Genomic DNA, 20,504 nt, shown 5'->3' on the forward strand with positions numbered 1-20,504 from the left:
TGCGGAAGGTGGTTGCGGGGCGGCCGTCAGGTCTTGAGGATCTGGGCCGAGTCGCCGAGCGAGCTGCCGGCGATGAGTCCGGCGCCGACCAGGTTGAGTTCCTCGTCGGCGGAGGGACCGCGGAGCCTGCGGTAGGCGACCCGGACGACGAGGGCGCCCAGGACGAGCCAGCAGGCCTGCGGGGTGAGGATGAGGAGGCCGGTGGCGAGCATGACGCCCATCTGGCGGCGGGTGCCGCCGATCAGCTGGACGGCGGCGCCGGGGAGGGCCCAGAGCAGCATGGTGCGCACCGCGTCGGGGTCGCCGAGTCCGCTCTTGATGGTGTCGGCGTAGACCTTCGCGACCGGCGGGATGAGGCCCTGGCCGAAGTAGGAGCGCCAGGCCACGGCGACGACGACGAGGGCGACACCGAAGCCGATCAGCGCGGCCAGGAACTGCTGGCGGCGGCCCTCGCGCTCGAAGGGGTCCCAGGGGCGGTGCTCGCGGCGCAGCAGCCAGCCGGCCTTGAGGTCGTAGCCCATGTCGGCGAAGGCGGGTCCGGTGGCGGAGACGTAGCCGATGAGCAGGGCGAGCGGGACGGACGGGATGCCCATCGCGAGACCGAGGACGAGGAAGATCAGGGTGACCGCGAAGGACGGGAACCAGCCCGACTGCATGGCCGCGAGCCCGACGATCAGTTCGTGGACCAGGGCGGCGAACGCGGCGAACAGCACCCAGCCGACGATGCCGAGCGGGCTCATGTCGCCGACCAGTCCGCCGAGGACGGCGAGGACGACGGCGCCCGCGGTGAAGAGCGCGTAGCCCCGGATCAGGGAGCGGCGCAGCGCGCGCTCGTCGACCGTGTAGGCGGTGGTGGGGTCGGCCTGCCGGAGCGTGGCGGCGCTCTCCTCCGCCTCCCGGCCGGCCTCGTCGCGCTTGCGGACGCGGCGGCCCGCGAGCATGTGGACGGCCTGGCCGAGGGCGACGATGCCGGCGCCGACCATGATGCCGTGCGGGATGTACCCGGCGCCGAGGTCGGTGTGGAAGAGATCGGGGCTGTACTGGCGCAGCATGAGCCCGATGCCGAACATCATGAGGGCCCAGACGTTGCCGAGGAAGGCCACGCCGGCCGCGGAGAGCGGCAGGCTGAAGAGGGTGCCGACGAGTCCCGCGGCGGTGCCGCCGGCGAGGATCAGGGCGCGGCGTCCTCCCCGGTCGCCGGCCTTGATGGTCTCGGCCGCCGCGGTGCCGGGCGGCCAGGCGGCGTCGGCGGGCAGCAGCCGGGAGCCGAAGGCGCGGTAGAGCACCCAGGCGTCCACGACGAGTCCGATGGTGGCGCCGGCCAGCATCGGCCAGACCAGGTCCTCGCGGCCGAAGACATAGGGCACGGCGACGGAGGTCAGCAGCGCGTTGGCGGAGGCGAAGGTCGCGGCGGAGATGGCGCTCTGGGCGAGGTTCTGCCGGTGCACGGAGCGCATCCGGCGCAGGAAGCCGAGCGGGATGCGGCCGATCAGCATGGCGACCAGGGCGCCGACCACCGAGGTGTTGGCGGAGATGCCGAGCTTGGACACCAGGTCGATGCCGATGACGGCGCCCACCGCGGCGAGCACCACGAGGACGACCAGCAGGACGGGTTCCGCCACGCGCGGGTGCGGCCGGGACTCTTCGGAGCCCGGCGGCGGGGCAGGGTGCGGCGCGGAGACATGGTGCGCCATGGGGCACCCCCTTCGGTGAGCAGGGCTGGGTGGGGCCGGGCCCCGGCGGTTCGGGCGGGGGCCGGCGGAAGCGGTGTGCGGGCGCGGGTCAGCCGCCGAGGGCGGCGGTGATGTCCGCCGCTCCGGCGCGTACCAGCGGCACGAGGGTGTCGGCGGCCCGGTCCACGCGGTGGGAGGGGCCGATGACGGTGAGGGAGGCGGCGACGCCGTCGCCCTGGAAGACGGGGGCGGAGACCGCGGTGACGGCCTCGTCGTACTCGCCGTGGCTGATGCAGTACCCGTCGGTCCGGACCCGGGCGTAGCAGTCGAGCAGCGCGTCCAGGTCCGTGATGGTGCGGTCGTTGAACCGGGTCAGTCCGGTGGCGCCGAACATCTGCCGGATCTCGCGTTCGGGGTGGTACGCGAAGAGGGTGTGGCCGGAGGCTCCGGCGTGGCCGGGCATGACGGCGCCGATGATCGCGGTGTAGCGGACCGGGCCGGTGCCGTCGACGGCGGCCTCGCAGCGGTAGCTGCCGCCGTGCGGGACGTTGAGGACGATGCTCTCGCCGGTCTCGCGGAGCAGCCCGGCGAGTATCGGGCGGGCGAGCGAGGAGAGCACCCCGCTGTGTTCGCTGACCCGGGCCAGCCGGGAGAGGGCGGGTCCCGGGCGGTAGCGCCGGCTGTTCCCGTCGCAGAGCAGGAAGCCGCGCGCGCTCAGGGTGGTGAGCAGGCGCTGCACGACGGCCTTGTCCCAGCCGTGGTGACGGGCCAGTTCGCTGACGCCCCATTCGGGCCGCTGCTCGGTGAAGGTCAGCAGGACGAGCAGGGCCCGGTCCACGGTCTGGAGGACTCCGGGGGCCTGCCGTCCGGCAGCGGCCTCGGGGGTGGTGTCCGCGCCCTTCTCCGCCATGGGCCGGGCCTCCTTCGTGCAGGTCGTGCGCGTATCGGTGCGGAAATCGCAACGGCGTTGCGATTTCTGGCGAAAGGATGCGGGCGCGTCCGGCGGGTGTCAAGGGTTTCCCGGAAAGAGCCGGACCGGGGCGTTCCGGCGGGCCGTCCCGGCTCCCCCGGGCGGGGGCCGCCACCCCGCCCGTTCACCCGTTCGGCGTAATTCGGTGAGCCCCGCCGCGCCTCCGCCCTGCGGGGCCTGCGCCGACGCGGCGCGGGTGCGCCCGCCGGTGCCGGGGGCACGGGCGGTTGCAGCGTCCATCCGGGTGAGGCGCGATGGAAGCCGGACGCGCCTCCCCTGCTGGACCCACCCACAGGACGCGCCCGAGCGAGGAGGAATCGGCCATGGGAGCCGCTGACGGTTTCACGGATTCCGGAGAGCTCGACGGCCTGACGGCGTACGACGCCGCGGGTGAGAAGATCGGCAACGTCGGGCGGGTGTACGTCGACGACCACACCGGCCGGCCGGACTGGGTCACGGTGAAGACCGGTCTGTTCGGCATGAAGGAGAGTTTCGTGCCCCTCGCCGGAGCCCGCCGGGTGGGCTCCGACCTCCACATCTCGCACACGAAGGACCAGGTCAAGGAAGCCCCCCGGGTGGACGCGGACGCGCATCTGTCCGTCGCCGAGGAGGAGGAGCTCTACCGGCACTACGGCCTGACCAGGAACACCACGGCCTCGATGGAGGACCGCGCGGGGTCCGGCGGCACGAAGGGCGCCGACGCCCCGACGGCCGCGGGGACGGGCACGATGGGCGCGGCCGGCGCCGGAGCGGGTGCGGCGGCCGGGGCCGGGGCCATGGGCGCGGCGGACACCGACCGCACCGCGGCCGCCGGCCGGACGACCGCGACGCCCTCCGCCTCCGGAACCACGTCCGCCGGCACCGCCGCGGCCGGCATGTCCGGCGCGGACGCCGGTGCGGGCTCGGGCCGGCACCGCGACACCGCGGCGGCGGACACCTCCCGGCCGCTGGTCGGCGCGGGGGCCGAGCGGTCCGCCGGCGACCTCGGCGACAAGGAGGAGATGATCCGCTCCGAGGAGCAGCTGCACGTCGGCACCGAGGAGTACGAGAGCGGCAGGGCCCGTCTCCACAAGTACGTGGTCACCGAGAACGTCACCAGGACGGTGCCGGTGACGCACGAGGAGGTGCGGGTGGTCCGCGAGCCGCTGCGTCCGGGCGACAAGGCGGCCCGGTCGGACATCTCCGAGCAGGACGTGGAGGTCACGCTGCACGCCGAACGCGCCACCATGCGCAAGGAGACCGTGCCCGTCGAACGGGTGCGGATGGAGACGACGAGGGTGACGGAGCAGAAGGAGGTCTCCGCCGAGCTGCGCAAGGAGCAGATCGACTACGCGGACGGCACCGGCAAGAGCGGGAAGGACATGCCGGGCAAGGACATGCCGGGCAGGGACACGGGCGGCGACCTGGGCAATGGGCGGCACCGCTGACGGCCCCACCGCGGCCACCGGCCGCCGCGCTCCGCGCTGACGCGGGGGCGGACCCGCACCGGGTCCGCCCCCGCGTCCCGTGCTCGCACCGCCCGGTCGCCCCGGCCGTCCCGGTTCTCCGGGCGGTCCCGGCTCGTTCTCACACCGGCTGCGGCAGGAAGCGCACGGAGGGCCGGTTCTCCGGTCCCTCGGGGGTGACGACCGCCCGCACCCGGTAGACCTCGGCGATCAGCTCCTCGGTGACGACCTCGGCCGGGGTGCCGGCGGCGACCACCCGGCCCCGGCTGAGCACCGCGATCCGGTCGCAGAACATCGCGGCCATGTTGAGGTCGTGGAGCGCGATCACGGCGGTCAGCGGCAGGGCGGTGATCAGGGACAGCAGCTGGAGCTGGTGCTGGATGTCCAGATGGTTGGTCGGTTCGTCCAGCAGGAGTTCGCGCGGGCCCTGGGCGAGCGCGCGGGCGATCTGCACGCGCTGGCGCTCACCGCCGGACAGGGTGTGCCAGGACTGGGCGCGCCGCCCGCTGAGGCCGGTCCGCTCCAGCGCCGCGTCCACCGCCGCCTCGTCCTCGGGCGTCGGGGCCGACCAGGCGCGCCGGTGCGGGATGCGGCCGAGCCGTACGACGTCCACGACGTTCAGATCGGCCTCGGTGGCGGCGTGCTGGTCGACGACGGCGATGCGCCGGGCGGCCGTGCGCCGGCCGATGCGCGCGAGCGGATCGCCGTCGAGAGTGACCACGCCGGTCTCCGGGGCGAGCACCCCGGCCAGGATCCGCAGCAGGGTGGACTTGCCGGAGCCGTTCGGGCCGATCAGTCCGGTGGTGCCGCCGGGCGGCGGGGCGAGCGAGACGCCGTCCACGACGAGCCGGCCGCCCGCCCGGCGGGCCACCCGGTCGGCCCGCAGACCGCCCGGCTCCCCCGCGCTCACGGCGTCCGCCGGGTGCGGTGCAGGACCAGGACGAAGGCGGGGACGCCGATGAGGGCGGTGACGACGCCCACCGGGACCTCCTGGGGGTCGAGAACGGTACGGGCGAGGGTGTCCGCCCAGACCAGGAACACGGCCCCGGCGAGCGCGGTGACGGGCAGCAGCCTGCGGTGCCCGGATCCGGTGAGCGCGCGGGCCGCGTGCGGCAGGACGAGGCCGACGAAGCCGATGGCCCCGGCCGCCGCCACCAGCGCGGCGGTCAGCAGCGCGGTCGCGCACAGCAGCACGATCCGGGTGCGTCCGACGCGGACGCCGAGCGCCGCCGCGGCGTCCTGGCCGAAGGCGAAGGCGTCGAGCGTACGGGCGTGGCCCAGGCAGACCGCCAGGGTCACGGCGAGGACCGCGGCGCACGTCCCGGTCTCGGTCCAGCCGACGCCTCCGAGCGAGCCGAGCAGCCAGAAGAGCACGCCCCGGGTCTGTTCGGCGTCGGCGGCCGTCATCACGACGAAGGAGGTCAGCGCGGAGAAGAGCTGCATGGCGGCGACCCCGGACAGGACGACCCGGTCGGTGCTGCCACCGAGGCTGTGGCTGAGCAGCATGACCAGGGCGAAGGAGCACAGGGCCCCGGCGAAGGCACCGGCCGACAGCGACACCGCTCCCCCGCCGGCCCCGAGGACGACGACGGCGACCGCTCCGGTGGAGGCCCCCGAGGAGACTCCGAGGACGAACGGGTCGGCGAGCGGATTGCGCAGCAGCGACTGCATGACGGTGCCGCAGACGGCGAGCCCCGCGCCGCACACCGCGGCGAGCAGGGTCCGGGGCATGCGCAGGTTCCAGATGATGCCGTCGCGGATCGGGGAGAGCTCCGCGGTGCCGAGGCCGAGGTGGGCCCCGACGGCGGACCAGACGTCGGCGACGGAGATCCGGGCGGGGCCGATGGTGACGGCGACGGCGACGGACAGGGCGAGCAGGAGCAGTCCGCCGGTCCAGCCCAGTCCTGCGCGCAGCGCCCGCCCCGCTCCGCGGACGGCCGGGCCGGCGGCCCCGCGCGGGGCCGCGGCCGGTGCGGTGTCGCTCATCCCGCGAGTCCGAAGGAGCGCAGCGCGGCCGCGACGCGTTCCACTCCCTCGACGGTGCGGATCGACGGGTTCATGGCCTGGCCGCTGAGCAGTACGTACCGCTTGTGCCGTACGGCGTCCATGGTCCGGGTGACGGGGTGGGACTCCAGGAAGGCGATCTTCCCGGCGGCGCTCTCGGCGGTCTGGGAGCGGCGGGTGAGGTCTCCGATGACCAGGACGGACGGATCGCGGTCGGCGACGGTCTCCCAGTTGATCTGCGGCCATTCCTCGTGGGTGTCGTCGAAGACGTTCTTCGCGCCGAGTTCGCGGGTGATGATGCCGGGGGCCCCGCAGCAGCCGGCCAGGTACGGGGACGTGGAGTTGGCGAACCAGTACATCAGCGTGGTGCCGGAGGCGTCGACGGTCGCGGCGGCCTTCCGGATCCGTGCGCGGAGTGCGGAGATCAGTTTCTCGCCGCGTTCCGGGACGCCGAACACCCGGGCCAGTTCCCGTACTTCGGTGTAGACGCTGTCCATGCCGAGGGTGCCCGTGCGCACCCCGTCGCCGTCCTTGCTGTTGTCCTTGGCGGTGCAGTCGGCGGGCGAGACGTAGGTGGGGACGCCCAGCTTCTCGAACTGTTCGCGCGGGGCGACGCCGCCCTTGGCCAGGGTGGAGGCGAAGGAGGCGCTGACGAAGTCGGGTTCCCGGTCCAGGACCTTCTCGGAGGAGGGCCGGTTGTCGGATATCCGGGGGACCGTGGCGTTGGCCTTCTCCAGGCCCTTCATCACCGGGTCGGTCCAGGTGGCGGTCGCGGCCATCCGGTCGGCGAGGCCGAGCGCGAGCAGGATCTCGGCCGAGCCCTGGTCGACGGGGACGGCGCGTTCGGGGGCGCGGTGCACGGTGACGGTGCGTCCGCAGTTGCTGAGGGTCACGGGGTAGCCGGTGGCGTCCCCGTTCCGGGCGGCGGGTGTGCGCCCTCCGGTACCGCAGGCCGTCAGCAGGACGAGCGCGGCGGTGAGCAGGGCGGCGGTGCGGGCGTGGCCGGACAGGGGCGGCACGGAGTACCTCGTCGTCTCGGGGCCCATGCGCGGGGCCCGGGGTACGGACTCCGCGGCCCGGTCCGGACCGCGGGTGCCAGCAGGTCTTCGGACTCGGGTTCACGCGGACGGGGCGCCTTCCCGGGAAACCGTGGTCTCCCAGTGGCCGTGGCCCCGCCCGTCCCCCTCACCGCTGCGCGTCAGTTCCGGATTCGCACCGGATTCCCTGACTCCAGGCTGGAGTTCGACTGGCACCGGGCACGCTACCACGAGCTTCCGCGCAGCTCAGCGGCGGTGCGGGCCGGTGGCCGGGGGGCACGGCCCCCTGCCACCGGCCACCGCGCGGGCATCGGGACGCACCGGTCGCGGCCGGGCCCGCAGGTCACCGCCGGGGCGGTGGGCGGGATGCGCGACAAAGCGCCTCTGCCCGGTCACCCCTTGGGGCGAACCGATTCGCCACCGAAGCGGGCAGTCTCCTCGCGGTATGTCCCGGACCTTCCCGTCGGCTTCTCGGCGGGCCGGGTGTTCCAGGAGGCCTCCGGGTCGTCGTAGGCGTCGGTGTACCGGGGGCCCGCGATGGGCCAGTCCGCGAGGAGTTCGCCGGGCAGCGCGAAGGCCGCGGCCAGCTCCGGCAGATGGGGGGCCACGGCGGCGATCAGCTGCTCGACGGCGTCGGTCAGCCCCTCGACCTGGGCGGCGGTCAGCCGTCCGTCGGCGAGCAGGTCCCCGCTGTTGCGGGCGATCCAGCGCAGGGCGAACAGCCGGGCCAGCTCCCCCAGCCGGTCGCGCGCCGGCCCCTCGGGCAGCTCCTCCAGCGCCTGCGCGTACGCCTCCGCCGCGTGCCGGCAGGCATGGGCCTCGACACCGCGCAGGGCGGGGCCGGACGCCGCGTTCCAGCGTTCCTTCGGGTCCTCGTGCGCCACCCGGGCCGTCCGGCCGGCCGCCCGCGCGAACCAGAGCTGCTCGATCCGCTCCAGCAGGGTGCCCAGGAAGCGCGGATCGGCGAGGTCGCCCGGCACCGGGTGGTCCGAGGGCTCCTGCGGGGCGCCCCGGACCGCGTCCATGAGCAGGCTCGCGGCGGCGCGGGAGTGGATGGCCAGATTGTCGCCCTCGGCGGTGATGGCGCCCTCGACCCCGGTGACCAGTTCGGTCATCCCGTTGTGCTCCAGCAGCCCCTGGGCGCCGCAGCGTTCACGGCTCTCGACGATCACGGACCGGGCCTGCCAGGTGATCCAGCCCTTGGCGACGTCGACCAGGCGCTCGGCCGCCGCCCGGTCGGCGGCCCCGGCCCGCTCCGCCCGCTCCCAGCGGTCGAGGGCGCGGCGGTGCAGCAGGCTCATCGCGAAGACGGTGGACATGGCCTCGGCGAGGGGGCCGTGGTGGCTGCGGTGGGCCGAGACCGGGACGGGCGGGGCGCCGCGCCCGCCGGAGACGAAGCGGTGTCCGCCGTAGCGGACGGCGACGGCGAGCGTGGCGCGGGCCGAGCCCACCGCGCTGGCGCTCATACAGATCCGGCCGGCGGTGACCCGGCGGATGGAGACGAGGAAGCGGCGCCTGCGGCCCTCGGTGTCGCTGCGGAACACCCGGTCCTCGCCGATCCGTCCCTGCACTCCGCCGAGCATCGCCCCGCGCGGGACGAAGACGCTGTCGAACGAGGTGAGGCAGTGGTCGACCGGGCTGCCCATCCGGGCGGGCAGCAGCCGCACCCGGATGCCGGGCAGGGCCCGGGTGGCGTCCGTGAGCGGGACCAGGAAGAGGAAGACGCCCTGGTCGACGCCCTCGACGACGAGCCGGGCGGCGACGAGCCCCGACTTGGGGCCGCCCGCCGGGCTGGTGTTCGGCATGAACTTCTGCGCGCCGGCGTGCGGGGTGTGCAGGACGAAGCCGTCCCGGTCGGGGTCGTAGGCGGCGGTCGTCTCGACGGCGGCGGCGTCGTTCCCGTGCGCCACCTCCGTGCACAGGAAGGTGCCCATGCGGCGCAGCGCGAGGAAGTCCGAGAGGTCGCGGGGGTGGTCGGAGTCGTGGTCGAGGAGGCTGCCGAGGAACAGGTTGTAGTGGATGCCCGCGACGGTGGCGAGCGCCGGGTCCACCGGGGCGAGCCATTCGTGCATGGCGGCCAGGGCGCGCACGTCGCTCGCCGGGCGGGCGGCGCTGTCCAGCGCGTTGTTGAGGACGCGGAGCCGTCGGTGGGCGAGGGCGAGCCGTTCCCCGGGCGTGGGCCCGGGGGCCGGGCCGGTCGGGCGGCGAAACGGTTCGGTGGCCACGAGCCGCCGCCAGAAACCGTGTTCGCGGTGGGTGTCCGGGCCCAGGAGGACCCGGGTGAGCCGGTCCGTGACCGGCCGGGCCACGGCCTGCGCCGGACCCTCGGTGTCGAGAAGGGTGGTCATACGATGAAAACGAGCAGGAATCGGCCAGGACACCCGGAAACCTGCATAAGCGAGCGATTTCCGTACACCCGTGGGTGTCGGGTACCCTCCGCCCTCCGTCTCACCTGTTTGCAGCAGTCCGCCGCGCCCGTCACGCGCCCAGGGCATCCCCTGGGTTCATGGAACGGGACCCCGACGGGCCGGACGCGGCCGGCGAGCACGCCGAACTCGAAGCGCTGCGCGTCCGGGTGGCGCAATTGGAGGCCGGGGCCCCTCGGAGCCACGGGCACCGCGTGCGCTCCTTCTTCGCGGTGCTGCTGGTGCTCGTGGCCGCCGTGCTCACCCCGCTGAGCATCGTGTCGAGCTGGGCGAGCGACGTCGCCGGGGACACGGACCGGTATACGGCGATGATGGATCCGCTCGCCTCCGACCCCGACGTCCAGGCGGCGGTGACCGACCGGGTCACCGCCGCGGTCATGGACCATCTGGACCTGGACGCGCTGCTGGCGGACGTGGCCCCCGCCGACCGCCCCGTCGTCGACAAGGCGCTCGGCAGGCTCGGCGATCCGCTCACGGCCGGGGTGACCTCGCTGGTGCGCGGCACGGTGGACCGCTTCGTCACCAGCGACGCCTTCGAGCGGGTCTGGCACGAGGCGAACGCGCGGGCCCACGCCTCCGTGGTCAAGGCCCTGACGGGGCAGGGCGGCGGGGCGGTGAAGCTGACCGACGACACCGTGACGCTCGACCTCGCCCCCGTCATCGACCAGGTCAAACAGCGGCTGGTGGACCGTGGCCTGACGGTGGCGGGGAAGATCCCCGAGATCCACACCGATTACACGCTGCTGACCTCGGACGCGGTCGGCCGGGCCGAGAAGGGGTTCCGCGCCCTGCAGATCCTCGGGTTCTGGCTGCCGGTGGTGACGCTGGTGATCGCCGCGGGCGGGGTGCTGCTGGCGGTACGCCGCAGGCGGGCCCTGGTCACCGCGGCCCTGGCGGTCGCGGCGGGCGCCGCCCTGCTCGGCGTCGTGGTGTGGGCGGGGCGCGCGTTCTACCTCGACAGCCTGCCCTCGGACGTGTCGCAGCCGGCCGCGGGCGCGGTCTTCGACGCGCTGGCCGGATTCCTGCGCGCCGGGGTCCGGCTGGTCGTGACGGTCGGCGTGGTGGTGGCGCTGGCCGCCTGGCTCACCGGCCGCGGCCGGGCGGCCGCCCGGGTGCTGGCGATGTGGAGCGGCGGGATCGGCGCGGTGCGGCAGGCGGCGGGCTTCACCGGGGGTCCCGTCGGGCGCTGGGTGCACCGGGCCCGGCGGCCCCTGAACTGGACGGTGGTCGTGGTGGCGGTCGCGGTGCTGGTGGCCTGGGACCGGCCGACCGGGATGGTCACGGTGTGGATCACGCTGTGCGCGCTGGCCGCCCTCGCGGTGATCGAGTTCCTCGACGACGACGGGGCGCCCCGTCTGGCGGCCCCGGTCTGACGGCCCCGCCCGGTGGATCTGTCATGTCCCGGTCGTCCAGTAATGCCTCGGTAACGGGGAGCGGATACAACTCCGGCAGTGCGGCGACGCCGGGCGGTGAGGGGTGCAGCATTCTCCGGAGCCACCGCTCCGGCAGCGTCTCGCCGCACGATGACGGTGCCACCGTCCCCGTGGGGGGTGGCGGTGGCACCGTCGCCCTCACTCCCGCCGTGGGCCGTGTCCGGAGGATCCCGTGACACCGCCCAGTGCCGCTTCCAGCTCCGCGGCGTCGGGCGGGGTGGCGCCGGCCCGGGAGACGGTCACGGCCGCCGAGGCCACCGCGTACCGAAGGACGTCGGTCACGGTGGCCCGGTCCGGCGACCGCAGCCGTTCCCCGCCGGTGGCCCCCAGCAGCCCCCGGCCGGCCAGCGCGTGCAGGACGCCGGACATGAAGGCGTCGCCCGCGCCGACCGTGTCCGCGACCGCGACGGGCGGTGCCTGTACGGTCAGCGGGCCCCCGGGCAGGAGCGCGCACGCGCCGTCCGCGCCCCGGGTGACCAGCACCAGACGGGGACCCCGGCCCAGCCACCGTCCGGCGGCGCGCACCGGGTCCTCCCCCGGGTAGAGCCACGCCAGGTCCTCGTCGCTGGCCTTCACCACATCGGCGAGCGCGACACAGTGCTCGACGCGGCGCACGGCCTCCGCGTGGTCGCCCATCAGCGCCGGCCGCACATTGGGGTCGTAGCTCACGGTCGCCGACGCCCGCAGCGACTCCACGGCCGCGAGCACCGTCGAGGCCCCCGGTGCCGTGACGGCCGCGATCGATCCCGTGTGGACGTGCCCGGGTGCCCGGTCCAGCGCGACGGGACCGAGCGACCAGCCGATCGCGAAGGCGTACGAGGCCCGGCCCGCGCCGTCCAGCGTCACGGCGGCGGACGGAGTGGCGACGTCGGCGCCGTCGGTGCGGACCTCGACGCCCGCGCCGGCCAGATGACCGCGGATCAGCCGCCCGTGCGCGTCCGCGCCGAGCTGGGTGAGCAGCGTCGTCGGGTGTCCCAGGCGGGCCAGTCCGCAGGCGACGTTGGCGGGGCTGCCGCCGGGGTGGACCCGGTCGGCCGCACCGGGCAGGCGCACGATGTCGGCGACGCATTCGCCGATGACCAGCAGGTCGGTTCCGTCGGGCATGGGCGGGGTCTCCCGGGGTGCGGTGGCGTCGGTGTCCGGGCGGGCGCGGGGGCCCTGGAGGACGTCGGGTCGATCCCCGATCCTGCCGTACCCGGGGCGTGCCGGAGCCCTCCGCCCCGGTGGGGTGGAGGGCTCCCGCACGGAAACGGCTCAGGACGCGGGGGCGCCGCCCTCCTGGCCGTAACGGCGCTCGAACCTGGCGATCCGGCCCTCCGTGTCCACGGCGCGTGCCTTGCCGGTGAAGAACGGGTGGCTCTCCGCCGAGATCTCCACATCGATGACGGGGTAGGTGGTGCCGTCGTCCCAGTCGATCGTCCGGTCGCTGGACGCGGTGGACCGGGTCAGAAAGGCGTAGCCGGCCGAACGGTCGCGGAAGACCACGGGGCGGTAGGTCGGATGCTTGTCCTGCTGCATGCCTGCTCCTGGGAAGGTACGGGTTCGGGCCTGTCCGGCCGCGCCCGGCGGACGGGAACGGCCGGACAGGCCCAGGGGCGCGGGACCTCCCGGCCAGCCTCGCGAATCCGGGCCGTCCGCGCGATCCCCACGCGTCCGTACGGGGCACCGCCGCACGGGGCGGCGGGTGCCGGTCAGGCCTCCAGGGCGTCGGCCACCCGGCCGAGGAAGCGGGCGTGGGCGCGGGCGCTGCACACCGGCTCCGGGTTCCAGGGCACCACCCGGGCCGCGTTCCCGCCGGCCGCGGCCCACGGTCCGCCGGGCGGGAGGGAGGCGAGTCGAGTGGCGTGGGCCCGGGAGTCGGCGAGGACGATGTCGGGCAGGGGCTCGGCGGCCTGTTCCCAGCCGGCCGTGGACCAGTTGGCGCCCGGTCCCTCGGGCGGCTCCACCAGCTCCACGCCGAGTTCGGTCAGCACCCGCAGTTCGGGCCACATCCGGGGGCGGGCCAGGTGCACCCGGTCCGGGCCGTCCGGGGAGAGGGCGAGGACCCGGGCGCGGCGCGGCCCCGCCGTGAGCGCGCGCAGCCGGTCCCGGGCGGCGTCCCGCTCCCGTCCGGCGCTGCCGGGCTCCGCGCCGCCCAGGGCGCGGGCCAGTTCGGCGAACCGCCCGGTGATCTCCGCGAGGGTGCGCCCCTGGCCCACGTCGACGACCACGACCGGGACGTGCCCCTCCAGGTGCTTCGCGGCCTCCGGGTCGAGGCCGTAGACCTGGCCGCCTCCGTAGGTGACGGCGACCACGAGTTCGGGCGCCCCCTCCAGCAGGGTGTCGACGTCGAGCGCGGCGCCCGCGCCGATGTACGTGACCTCGGCCGGCGGCAGCGCGCCGGTCTTGGCCGGGTCCGGGACGGCCGGGTCGTCGTGGCCGGAGCCGAATATCGCCCGGGGGCGGATGCCGTGGTCCCATAAGGTCGCGCCGGCCTGGACGTAGGCGAGGACCCGTTCCGGGCGCCGCCCGGCGGCCGACACCTGCCCCCGGTCGTCGGAGAACTGCCATACCGTCCGCTCACCCATGCCATCCACCTCTCGCCACCGGCCGTCCGCCCCCCGTCGCGGTCTCGTCGAGGTCTTCCTGCCCAGCCTCCGGCCGGAGAACACGGGGACGGGTCAGAGGCCGGGGTCCGTGGAGCGCACCAGGTAGGTGACCGGTCCGGGGTCGGGGACGGCGATCTCGGTGAAGCCGAGCCGGTCGTAGAAGTGCCGGGCCGGGGTGTTGGCCGTGAGCATGGACAGGTGCACGCCCTTGACGTCCCGGGCGGCCAGGGCCGCGAGGAAGGTGCGCATGAGCTGTCTGCCCCAGCCCCTGCGCTGCCAGTCGGGCAGCAGGTCGATGTGCAGGTGGGCGGGGTGGCCGGCGAGTTCGGGCAGGACCATGCGCTCCGGGTCGTGCAGGAGGCGGATCATCTCCTCCGCGGGGGTGGCCGGTGCCCGGTCGGGCCGGGGGTAGCGGTCCTCCACCAGGGGCAGCCAGCGCTCCCTGAAGTCCCGTACGAAGCGCGGGGTGTCGGCGGTCCCCAGGATGTAGCCGACGGCCCGGCCGGTGCCGTCGTCGAGGACGAAGGCCAGCTCCGGTTCGAGGTGGGCGTAGGGCGCGGCGAAGATCGTGGGCATCAGCGCGTGGTCGGGGTAGAGGTGCCGGGAGTCGCCGCCGTTGTCGGCGGTGCGGACGCAGATGTCGTCGAGGGCGGCGCGGTCGTCCGGGTGGTAGGGCCGTGGGCCGGGAAGCGCGGTCATGCGGTCATCCTGCGGCTTTGGGAGCGCTCCCACAAGGGGTTGGGGGCCCCGTCCCGGCGAATCCACCGAACGGCACCGTGTCCCGGACCGGTCCGGGCGGCGGAGCTGCGTAGAGAGGACGGGGGCCGGCACCGCGCCGGCACCGCGGCCGAGGAGGCACCACCGTGAAGCACTACCTGCTCAGCGTGATCACCCCCACCGACGGCGTCCCGCCCTCCCCCGAGGAACTGGAGCAGATCATGCGCCGGGTCGGGGCGTTCCACCAGGAACTGCTGGACTCCGGGGCCCAGGTATTCGACGGCGGGCTCGCCGCACCCGACACCGCCACCGTCGTCCGCGCGCGGGACGGCGGCGGCACGGTGCTCGACGACCGTCCGTGGACCGAGGGACCGCAGTACGTCGGCGGGATCAGCATCGTGCGGGCCACCGACCGGGAGGAGGCGCTGGACTGGGGCCGCAGGGCCGCGCTGGCCATCGGGCTCCCGGTCGAGGTCCGCGCCTTCGAGGGGGACGCGGAGGGGTGAGCCCGGTCAGCCGTTGACGGCCGTCAGCAGCACCACGGCGTCCTCCAGGGCCAGCAGTCCGTGCCGCTCCTGGGGGATGGGGTGCAGCCGTCCGCCCGCGAGGTCCACGTCCCCGGAGGGGGCGGTGAGCCGGACCGCGCCGCGCAGCACCTGGAGGGTGGCCGCGGGCGGGGCGTTGTGCTCGTCCAGCGCGCTGCCCTCGGTCAGCGCGATGACGGTCTGGCGCAGCGGGTCCTCGTGGAGGAGCAGATGGGCGCTGCGGCCGTGCGGCGAGGTGCGGGCCTTCGCGAGGTGTTCGTCGGCCAGGGCGTTCAGGTCATGGGGTGCGTCCATGTGCCCACTGTGCCGCAGCCCCCGCTCCCCCGCGATCCTGCCGGGCCCGGCCGTGCGCGGGGCACGGCCGGACCGGCGGGTGCGGGCGCGGCGGTCAGACGCGCAGCCAGACGGCGGTGTCCCGGGGCAGGCGGCCGTCCTCGTCGAGCGGGCCGCTGGCGAGCAGGAGCGCGCGGTGGGGCGGCAGCCCGGCGGGTTCGGCGGCCAGGTTGACCACGCAGACCAGGCCCTCGGTGCGGGCGAAGGCGAGGACGCCGGGCGCCGCGTCCAGCCAGGTCAGCGTGCGGATTCCGGCCTCGCCCCCGGTGGCGAACCCGGGTTCGGTGCGGCGCAGCCGCAGGGCCTCGCGGTAGAGGGTGAGCATGGAGTCCGGGTCGCCGCTCTGCCGGTCGGCGGCGTAGGCGGACCAGCCCTCGGGCTGGGGCAGCCAGGGTTCGGCGGCTCCGCCGAAGCCGACGTGCGGCTCCCCGGCCCGCCAGGGCAGCGGGACCCGGCAGCCGTCGCGGCCGGGGTCGGTGCCGCCCTTGCGGAAGTGCATCGGGTCCTGGATGCGGTCCAGCGGGATGTCGGCCTCGGGGAGCCCCAGCTCCTCGCCCTGGTAGAGGTAGGCCGCGCCGGGCAGGGCCAGCGAGAGGAGTGCGGCGGCGCGCGCCCGCCGGGTGCCGAGGGCGAGGTCCGTCGGGGTGCCGAAGGCCTTGGCCGCGAAGTCGAAGCCGGTGTCCGCACGGCCGTAGCGGGTGACGGTGCGGGTCACGTCGTGGTTGCACAGGACCCAGGTGGCCGGGGCGCCGACCGAGGCGTGCTCGGTGAGGGTGTCGTCGATCGCGGTGCGCAGCCGCGCGGGGTCCCAGGGGCAGGCCAGGAAGTTGAAGTTGAAGGCGGTGTGCAGTTCGTCGGGGCGCAGATAGCGGGCGAACCGCTCGGTGTCCGGGAGCCAGACCTCGCCGACGAAGACCCCGTCGTACTCATCGGCTATGGCGCGCCAGGAGCGGTAGATGTCGTGCAGTTCGTCGCGGTCGACGTACGGGTTGGGGTCGCGGCCCTCGGTGAAGTCGGGCAGCTCCGGGTCCTTGGCGAGCAGGGCGGCGGAGTCGATGCGTACGCCGGCGACGCCGCGTTCGAACCAGAAGCGCAGGACGTCCTCGTGCTCCTGGCGGACGGCCGGGTGGGCCCAGTTGAGGTCGGGCTGCTGGGTGGCGAAGAGGTGGAGGTACCACTGGCCGTCGTCGAGCCGGGTCCAGGGGGTGCCGCCGAATTCGGAGACCCAGTCGTTGGGCGGGATCTCGCCGTCGTCGCCGCGCCCGGCGCGGAAGTGGAACAGCTCGCGCTCGGGGCTGCCGGGTCCGGCGGCCAGGGCGGCCCGGAACCAGGCGTGCTGGTCGGAGACGTGGTTGGGCACGATGTCGATGATGGTGCGGATGCCCAGCGCACGGGCCTCGGCGATCAGCTTCTCGGCCTCGGCGAGGGTGCCGAAGGCGGGGTCGATGGTGCGGTAGTCGGCCACGTCGTAGCCGCCGTCGGCGAGGGGCGAGAGGTACCAGGGGGTGAACCAGAGCGCGTCCACGCCGAGTTCGGCGAGGTAGGGCAGTTTCGCCCGGACCCCCGCGAGGTCGCCGGTGCCGTCACCGTCGCCATCGGCGAAGCTGCGCGGGTAGACCTGGTAGATGGCGGCGTCCCGCCACCAGTTCGTGGTGGCGTCGGACGGACGGTTGGCTGCCACGTGACGTTCCTTTCGGGCAGGTGGGACTCCGCCGCCGGCCCGTCGGGCGGGGCAGGATGGGAGAGCCGGCGGCGGAGTGCTGGGGGGAGGGCGGCCGGGCGGGGCCCCGGGTCGCGGGGCGCGGCCCGGGAAGGGGCTAGCCCTTGAGACCGCCCGCGGTGAGACCGCTCATGATGTTGCGCTGGAAGAGCAGGAAGATGAGCAGCGTCGGGATCGACGCGATGGTGAGGGCCGCGATGAGCACGTTCTCGGGCACACCGCTGGCCAGGGAGTAGATGCCCACGTTGAGCGTCTGCTTCGACGGGTCGGGCAGGGTGAGCATCGGCCAGAGGAAGTCCTTCCAGACCCCGACCACGGCGAAGATGGAGACGACGCCGAGGATCGGCCGGGAGATCGGCAGGATGATCGAGCGCAGGGTGCGCAGCGGCGAGGCCCCGTCGATGGAGGCGGCGTCCAGCAGTTCGCGCGGGATGGAGTCGAAGAAGCGCTTCAGCAGGAAGATGTTGAAGGCGTTGGTGACCGACGGCAGCCAGATCGCCCAGGGCGAGTTGACCAGGTTCCGCTGGAAGACGGGCACGTCCAGGACCGTGAGGTACTGGGGCACGACCAGCACGGTCGCCGGGATCATCAGGGTGGCCAGCATCATGCCGAGGATGGCCTTGCCGAAGACCGGCCGGAGCTTGGAGAGCGAGTAGGCGGCGGCCACGTCGAAGACGAGCTGGAAGGCCAGCGCGCCGAAGGCGTAGTAGAGCGTGTTGAACAGCAGCTTGGACAGGTCCATCACGTTCCAGGCCTGGCTGTAGTTCTCCGTGTGGACCGATCCGGGGAAGAAGGTGGGCGGACTCTGGACGACTTCCTGGGTGGTCTTGAGGCCGCCGGTGACCATCCAGTACAGCGGGCCGAGGAAGACCGCCGTGAAGACGATGATCACCAGGGCGAAGACCGTCCAGTAGACGGCCCGGCCGCGCGGCCGGGCGAGCTGGGCCGGCGAGACGAGGGTCCGCTGGCGGCCGAGTTCGGCGCGTCCCTTGGAGACCCCGCGCCGTTCCTTGCGCGCGCTCCCGCGCCGGGAGACAAACGTGTTCGATGCCATGGTCCTGGCTCCCGTCCTAGTCTTCGCTGCTGCGGCTCAGTCGTACGTACACCGCGGAGAATCCCGCGAGGACGACGAGCAGGACGAGGCCGAGTGCCGCCGCGCTGCCGTAGTTGTTGAAGTTGAAGGCGTACTGGTAAATGAGGTAGACGACGGTGGTGGTGGAGCCCTCGGGGCCGGCGCCGTTGGTGAGCAGGAACGGCTCGGTGAAGACCTGCATCGTCGCGATGATCTGCATGAGCAGGAGGAGCGAGAGGATCAGCCGGGTCTGCGGGATGGTGACGTGCCAGATCTTGCGCAGCAGCCCCGCCCCGTCCAGTTCGGCGGCCTCGTACAGCTCTCCGGGGATGCCCTGGAGGGCGGCCAGGTAGATGAGCGTGGCGCCGCCCATGTTCATCCAGGTCGCCGCGATGACGACGGAGAGCATGGCGGTGTCGGTGTCCTGGAGCCACTGCTGCGCGGGCAGGTGGAAGACGTCCAGGATGCGGTTGAAGAGGCCGTATCCGGGGTCGTAGAAGTACTTGAAGAGCAGGACGGACGCGACGGGCGGCAGCATCACGGGGAGGTAGACGAGCAGCCGCAGATAGCCCTGTCCGTGGCGGAACTCGTTGAGCACGACGGCGACGACGAACGGGACGACGAAGCCGAGGAGCAGCGCGAGGACGGTGAACAGCAGGGTGTTGCGCCAGGCCTGCCAGAAGGCCGGGTCGTTGAAGACGTAGGTCAGGTTGGACCAGCCGGCCCAGGTGGTCGTGCCGTCCTCGGTCTTCTGGAAGGCCAGGACGAATTCCCGGACCATCGGATACCAGGAGAAGAGCGAGAAGCAGAGCACCGCTCCGATGAGGAAGCCGTGGGCCGAGATGTTGCGGCGCACGGCGCGCAGGAACTCCTCCCGGCCGGAGGTCCGGCGGGCGGGGTCCGGGTGTCCGTGGCGAGGCCTGGTCGCCTTGCGCGGGGACAGGGTTGGGGCCGACATGGTGTCTCCTCGGTGCCGTTGAACTGAGCGGGGCGGGTGCGGGGCCGGGTCCGGGGGACCCGGCCCCTCGCGTCCCTTACTGGTTCGCCAGAACCTGGTTGACCTGCTGCTCGGCGGTGGAGAGCAGCTTGTCGATGTCGGCGCCCTTGTTGGTCAGCACGCCGGACATGGCGTTGTCGAGGATCTTGTAGATCTCCTGGGCCTTCGGCGGCTCGGCCTTGCCGGGGACGGGGTTGTCCATGAAGGCCTTGAAGTTCTCGACGGGCATCGTCGCGTTCTCGGCGCGTGCGGCGTCGTCCTTGGTCTTGCTGTCACCGAGGAAGAAGTTCGGCTGCGGGAGACCGACGGGGAGCTTGTCGGCCTTGGTGCGGGCCCAGTCGAACTGCCCCTTGCCGACCGAGAGGTTCTTGAAGTTGAGCCAGGCGATGGCGGCCTTGATCTGGTCGGGCGAGCTGCCCTTCTTGATCAGGTAGTTGTTGCCGCCGAAGAGGGTTCCCTTCGCGCCGGGGATCGGGCCGAGGCCGAAGTTCTCGTACGAGGCGCCGAGCTGCTGCACCATGTACGCGATGTCGTCGGGGGCGGCCAGGAACATGCCGAGCTTGTCGCTGGCGATCTGCTTCTGGAGGTCGCCCCACTTCAGCAGCTGGGTCTTGCCCATGCTGTCGTCCTCCCAGCGCATGTCGTGCAGCTGCTGGAGGACCTGCCGGCCGGTGTCGTTGTTGAAGGCGGCCTTCTTGCCCGAGGCGTCGACCATCTCGCCGCCGAGGCCGAACTGGGTGGCGGCGAAGTGCCAGCCGCCGTTGTTGCCGGCGCTGTACTCGCCGTAGCCGGAGATGCCCTTGCCGAGGCCGGCGATCTTCTTGGCCGCCGCGCGGACCTCGTCCCAGGTGGCCGGGGGCTTGTTCGGGTCGAGACCGGCCTGGGTGAACAGCTTCCGGTTGATCATCAGGCCCATGGTGTAGTTGCTGGTCGGCAGGCCGTAGAGCTTGCCGTCCTTGCGCGCCACGTCGACGACCTGGGGCTGGATGTCCTTGAGCGCCGGGACCGTCTTGTCGGTGACGTAGGCGGAGATGTCCTCGGCGCCGTCGTTGTCCAGGACCTGCTGGAGGTCGCTGAAGTAGGCGTAGAAGACGTCGGGCTGGGACTTGCCCTTCAGCATGGCGGTGAACCGGGGCGGCTCGTTGCACTGGCCGGGGGTGGACTTCCCGTTGATCGTGACGTTCGGGTAGGTCTTGTTGAACGTCTTGATGTCCTCGTTCCACTCGCGCAGCTCGGCGGCCTTGGCCGCCGGCGGCATGCAGTCGATCGAGATCGTGACCTTGGTCTTCGGGTCGAGCGGGGCCGAAGGGTCGGACGACCCCTTCGAGGTGCTGTTCGAGTCGCTGTCCTTGCTGCTGCTCGTGCCGCAGGCCGCGAGCGAGGTCAGGGCAAGGGCGGTGACAAGGGCAGCCGCGGAGGCACGGCTGATACGGCGTGTGCGGTGCAACCCGGCACTTCTCATCGATGGTCCCCTTCGGGCATGAGCGTGGAAGGCCCTCGGCCGGCTCTCTGCCGGGGCGAGGCACACTCAACCAGCGCCGACA

At 73.6% G+C, this 20,504-nt stretch carries 18 protein-coding genes and 1 riboswitch; of the genes, 3 read left to right on the top strand and 15 right to left on the bottom strand.

What is annotated here, in order from left to right; genetic code table 11:
* Nucleotides 1-26: 26 nt before the first annotated feature.
* Both ACZ4FH_RS32505 and ACZ4FH_RS32510 read right to left on the bottom strand, forming a co-directional pair.
* On the bottom strand, nucleotides 27-1,694 hold the full coding sequence (locus tag ACZ4FH_RS32505; protein WP_467309366.1) for an OPT/YSL family transporter: 1,668 nt from the start codon (nucleotides 1,692-1,694) through the stop codon (nucleotides 27-29).
* An 88-nt stretch (nucleotides 1,695-1,782) separates the two neighbouring features.
* The gene (locus tag ACZ4FH_RS32510; protein ID WP_467309367.1) at nucleotides 1,783-2,583 is read right to left on the bottom strand and encodes an IclR family transcriptional regulator; all 801 of its coding nucleotides are present in this window, start codon (nucleotides 2,581-2,583) and stop codon (nucleotides 1,783-1,785) included.
* A gap of 383 nt (nucleotides 2,584-2,966) precedes the next feature.
* Here ACZ4FH_RS32510 and ACZ4FH_RS32515 point away from each other — a divergent pair, with 383 nt between their 5' ends.
* On the top strand, nucleotides 2,967-4,070 hold the full coding sequence (locus ACZ4FH_RS32515) for a PRC and DUF2382 domain-containing protein (RefSeq protein ID WP_467309368.1): 1,104 nt from the start codon (nucleotides 2,967-2,969) through the stop codon (nucleotides 4,068-4,070).
* Nucleotides 4,071-4,209: 139 nt separating this feature from the next.
* On the opposite strand, the gene ACZ4FH_RS32520 is transcribed toward ACZ4FH_RS32515, so the two are convergent.
* From ACZ4FH_RS32520 to ACZ4FH_RS32535, 4 genes are all read right to left on the bottom strand, one after another.
* Nucleotides 4,210-4,998, bottom strand: a complete 789-nt coding sequence (locus ACZ4FH_RS32520) for an ABC transporter ATP-binding protein (protein WP_467309369.1) — start codon at nucleotides 4,996-4,998, stop codon at nucleotides 4,210-4,212.
* Nucleotides 4,995-6,074: a FecCD family ABC transporter permease gene (locus ACZ4FH_RS32525; RefSeq protein ID WP_467309370.1), complete on the bottom strand. Its 1,080-nt coding sequence runs from the start codon at nucleotides 6,072-6,074 to the stop codon at nucleotides 4,995-4,997. Before ACZ4FH_RS32525 ends, ACZ4FH_RS32520 begins: the two co-directional genes overlap by 4 nt.
* The gene (locus tag ACZ4FH_RS32530; protein WP_467309371.1) at nucleotides 6,071-7,138 is read right to left on the bottom strand and encodes an ABC transporter substrate-binding protein; all 1,068 of its coding nucleotides are present in this window, start codon (nucleotides 7,136-7,138) and stop codon (nucleotides 6,071-6,073) included. Before ACZ4FH_RS32530 ends, ACZ4FH_RS32525 begins: the two co-directional genes overlap by 4 nt.
* A gap of 34 nt (nucleotides 7,139-7,172) precedes the next feature.
* Nucleotides 7,173-7,358, bottom strand: a riboswitch (cobalamin riboswitch).
* A 163-nt stretch (nucleotides 7,359-7,521) separates the two neighbouring features.
* Nucleotides 7,522-9,477, bottom strand: a complete 1,956-nt coding sequence (locus ACZ4FH_RS32535) for an acyl-CoA dehydrogenase family protein (RefSeq protein WP_467309372.1) — start codon at nucleotides 9,475-9,477, stop codon at nucleotides 7,522-7,524.
* A 158-nt stretch (nucleotides 9,478-9,635) separates the two neighbouring features.
* On the opposite strand from ACZ4FH_RS32535, the gene ACZ4FH_RS32540 reads away from it, so the two are divergent.
* A complete protein-coding gene (locus ACZ4FH_RS32540; protein WP_467309373.1) occupies nucleotides 9,636-10,928 on the top strand; it encodes a hypothetical protein in 1,293 nt (430 codons plus the stop codon).
* 198 nt (nucleotides 10,929-11,126) lie between these two features.
* Here ACZ4FH_RS32540 and ACZ4FH_RS32545 read toward each other — a convergent pair whose 3' ends face one another.
* From ACZ4FH_RS32545 to ACZ4FH_RS32560, 4 genes are all read right to left on the bottom strand, one after another.
* The gene (locus ACZ4FH_RS32545) at nucleotides 11,127-12,092 is read right to left on the bottom strand and encodes a carbohydrate kinase family protein (RefSeq protein WP_467309374.1); all 966 of its coding nucleotides are present in this window, start codon (nucleotides 12,090-12,092) and stop codon (nucleotides 11,127-11,129) included.
* Between the two features lie 150 nt (nucleotides 12,093-12,242).
* Entirely contained in the window at nucleotides 12,243-12,506 is a 264-nt protein-coding gene (locus ACZ4FH_RS32550; protein WP_467309375.1) for a type B 50S ribosomal protein L31, read from the bottom strand.
* A 173-nt stretch (nucleotides 12,507-12,679) separates the two neighbouring features.
* On the bottom strand, nucleotides 12,680-13,555 hold the full coding sequence (locus tag ACZ4FH_RS32555; RefSeq protein WP_467309376.1) for an ABC transporter substrate-binding protein: 876 nt from the start codon (nucleotides 13,553-13,555) through the stop codon (nucleotides 12,680-12,682).
* A gap of 93 nt (nucleotides 13,556-13,648) precedes the next feature.
* Nucleotides 13,649-14,275: a GNAT family N-acetyltransferase gene (locus tag ACZ4FH_RS32560; protein ID WP_467309377.1), complete on the bottom strand. Its 627-nt coding sequence runs from the start codon at nucleotides 14,273-14,275 to the stop codon at nucleotides 13,649-13,651.
* A gap of 164 nt (nucleotides 14,276-14,439) precedes the next feature.
* Between ACZ4FH_RS32560 and ACZ4FH_RS32565 the strand changes: the two genes are divergently transcribed.
* Nucleotides 14,440-14,799: a YciI family protein gene (locus tag ACZ4FH_RS32565; RefSeq protein WP_467309378.1), complete on the top strand. Its 360-nt coding sequence runs from the start codon at nucleotides 14,440-14,442 to the stop codon at nucleotides 14,797-14,799.
* A 6-nt stretch (nucleotides 14,800-14,805) separates the two neighbouring features.
* Here ACZ4FH_RS32565 and ACZ4FH_RS32570 read toward each other — a convergent pair whose 3' ends face one another.
* From ACZ4FH_RS32570 to ACZ4FH_RS32590, 5 genes are all read right to left on the bottom strand, one after another.
* Complete coding sequence (locus ACZ4FH_RS32570) at nucleotides 14,806-15,132, bottom strand: cupin domain-containing protein (protein WP_467309379.1); 327 nt, start codon at nucleotides 15,130-15,132, stop codon at nucleotides 14,806-14,808.
* 94 nt (nucleotides 15,133-15,226) lie between these two features.
* Nucleotides 15,227-16,852, bottom strand: a complete 1,626-nt coding sequence (locus tag ACZ4FH_RS32575) for a glycoside hydrolase family 13 protein (protein WP_467309380.1) — start codon at nucleotides 16,850-16,852, stop codon at nucleotides 15,227-15,229.
* A gap of 136 nt (nucleotides 16,853-16,988) precedes the next feature.
* Nucleotides 16,989-17,945: a carbohydrate ABC transporter permease gene (locus tag ACZ4FH_RS32580; protein ID WP_467309381.1), complete on the bottom strand. Its 957-nt coding sequence runs from the start codon at nucleotides 17,943-17,945 to the stop codon at nucleotides 16,989-16,991.
* Nucleotides 17,946-17,961: 16 nt separating this feature from the next.
* The gene (locus tag ACZ4FH_RS32585) at nucleotides 17,962-18,921 is read right to left on the bottom strand and encodes a carbohydrate ABC transporter permease (RefSeq protein ID WP_383634168.1); all 960 of its coding nucleotides are present in this window, start codon (nucleotides 18,919-18,921) and stop codon (nucleotides 17,962-17,964) included.
* A 76-nt stretch (nucleotides 18,922-18,997) separates the two neighbouring features.
* Nucleotides 18,998-20,422: an extracellular solute-binding protein gene (locus ACZ4FH_RS32590; RefSeq protein WP_467309382.1), complete on the bottom strand. Its 1,425-nt coding sequence runs from the start codon at nucleotides 20,420-20,422 to the stop codon at nucleotides 18,998-19,000.
* Between the last annotated feature and the right edge of the window lie 82 nt (nucleotides 20,423-20,504).

Source organism: Streptomyces sp. NPDC024555 (assembly GCF_055559335.1).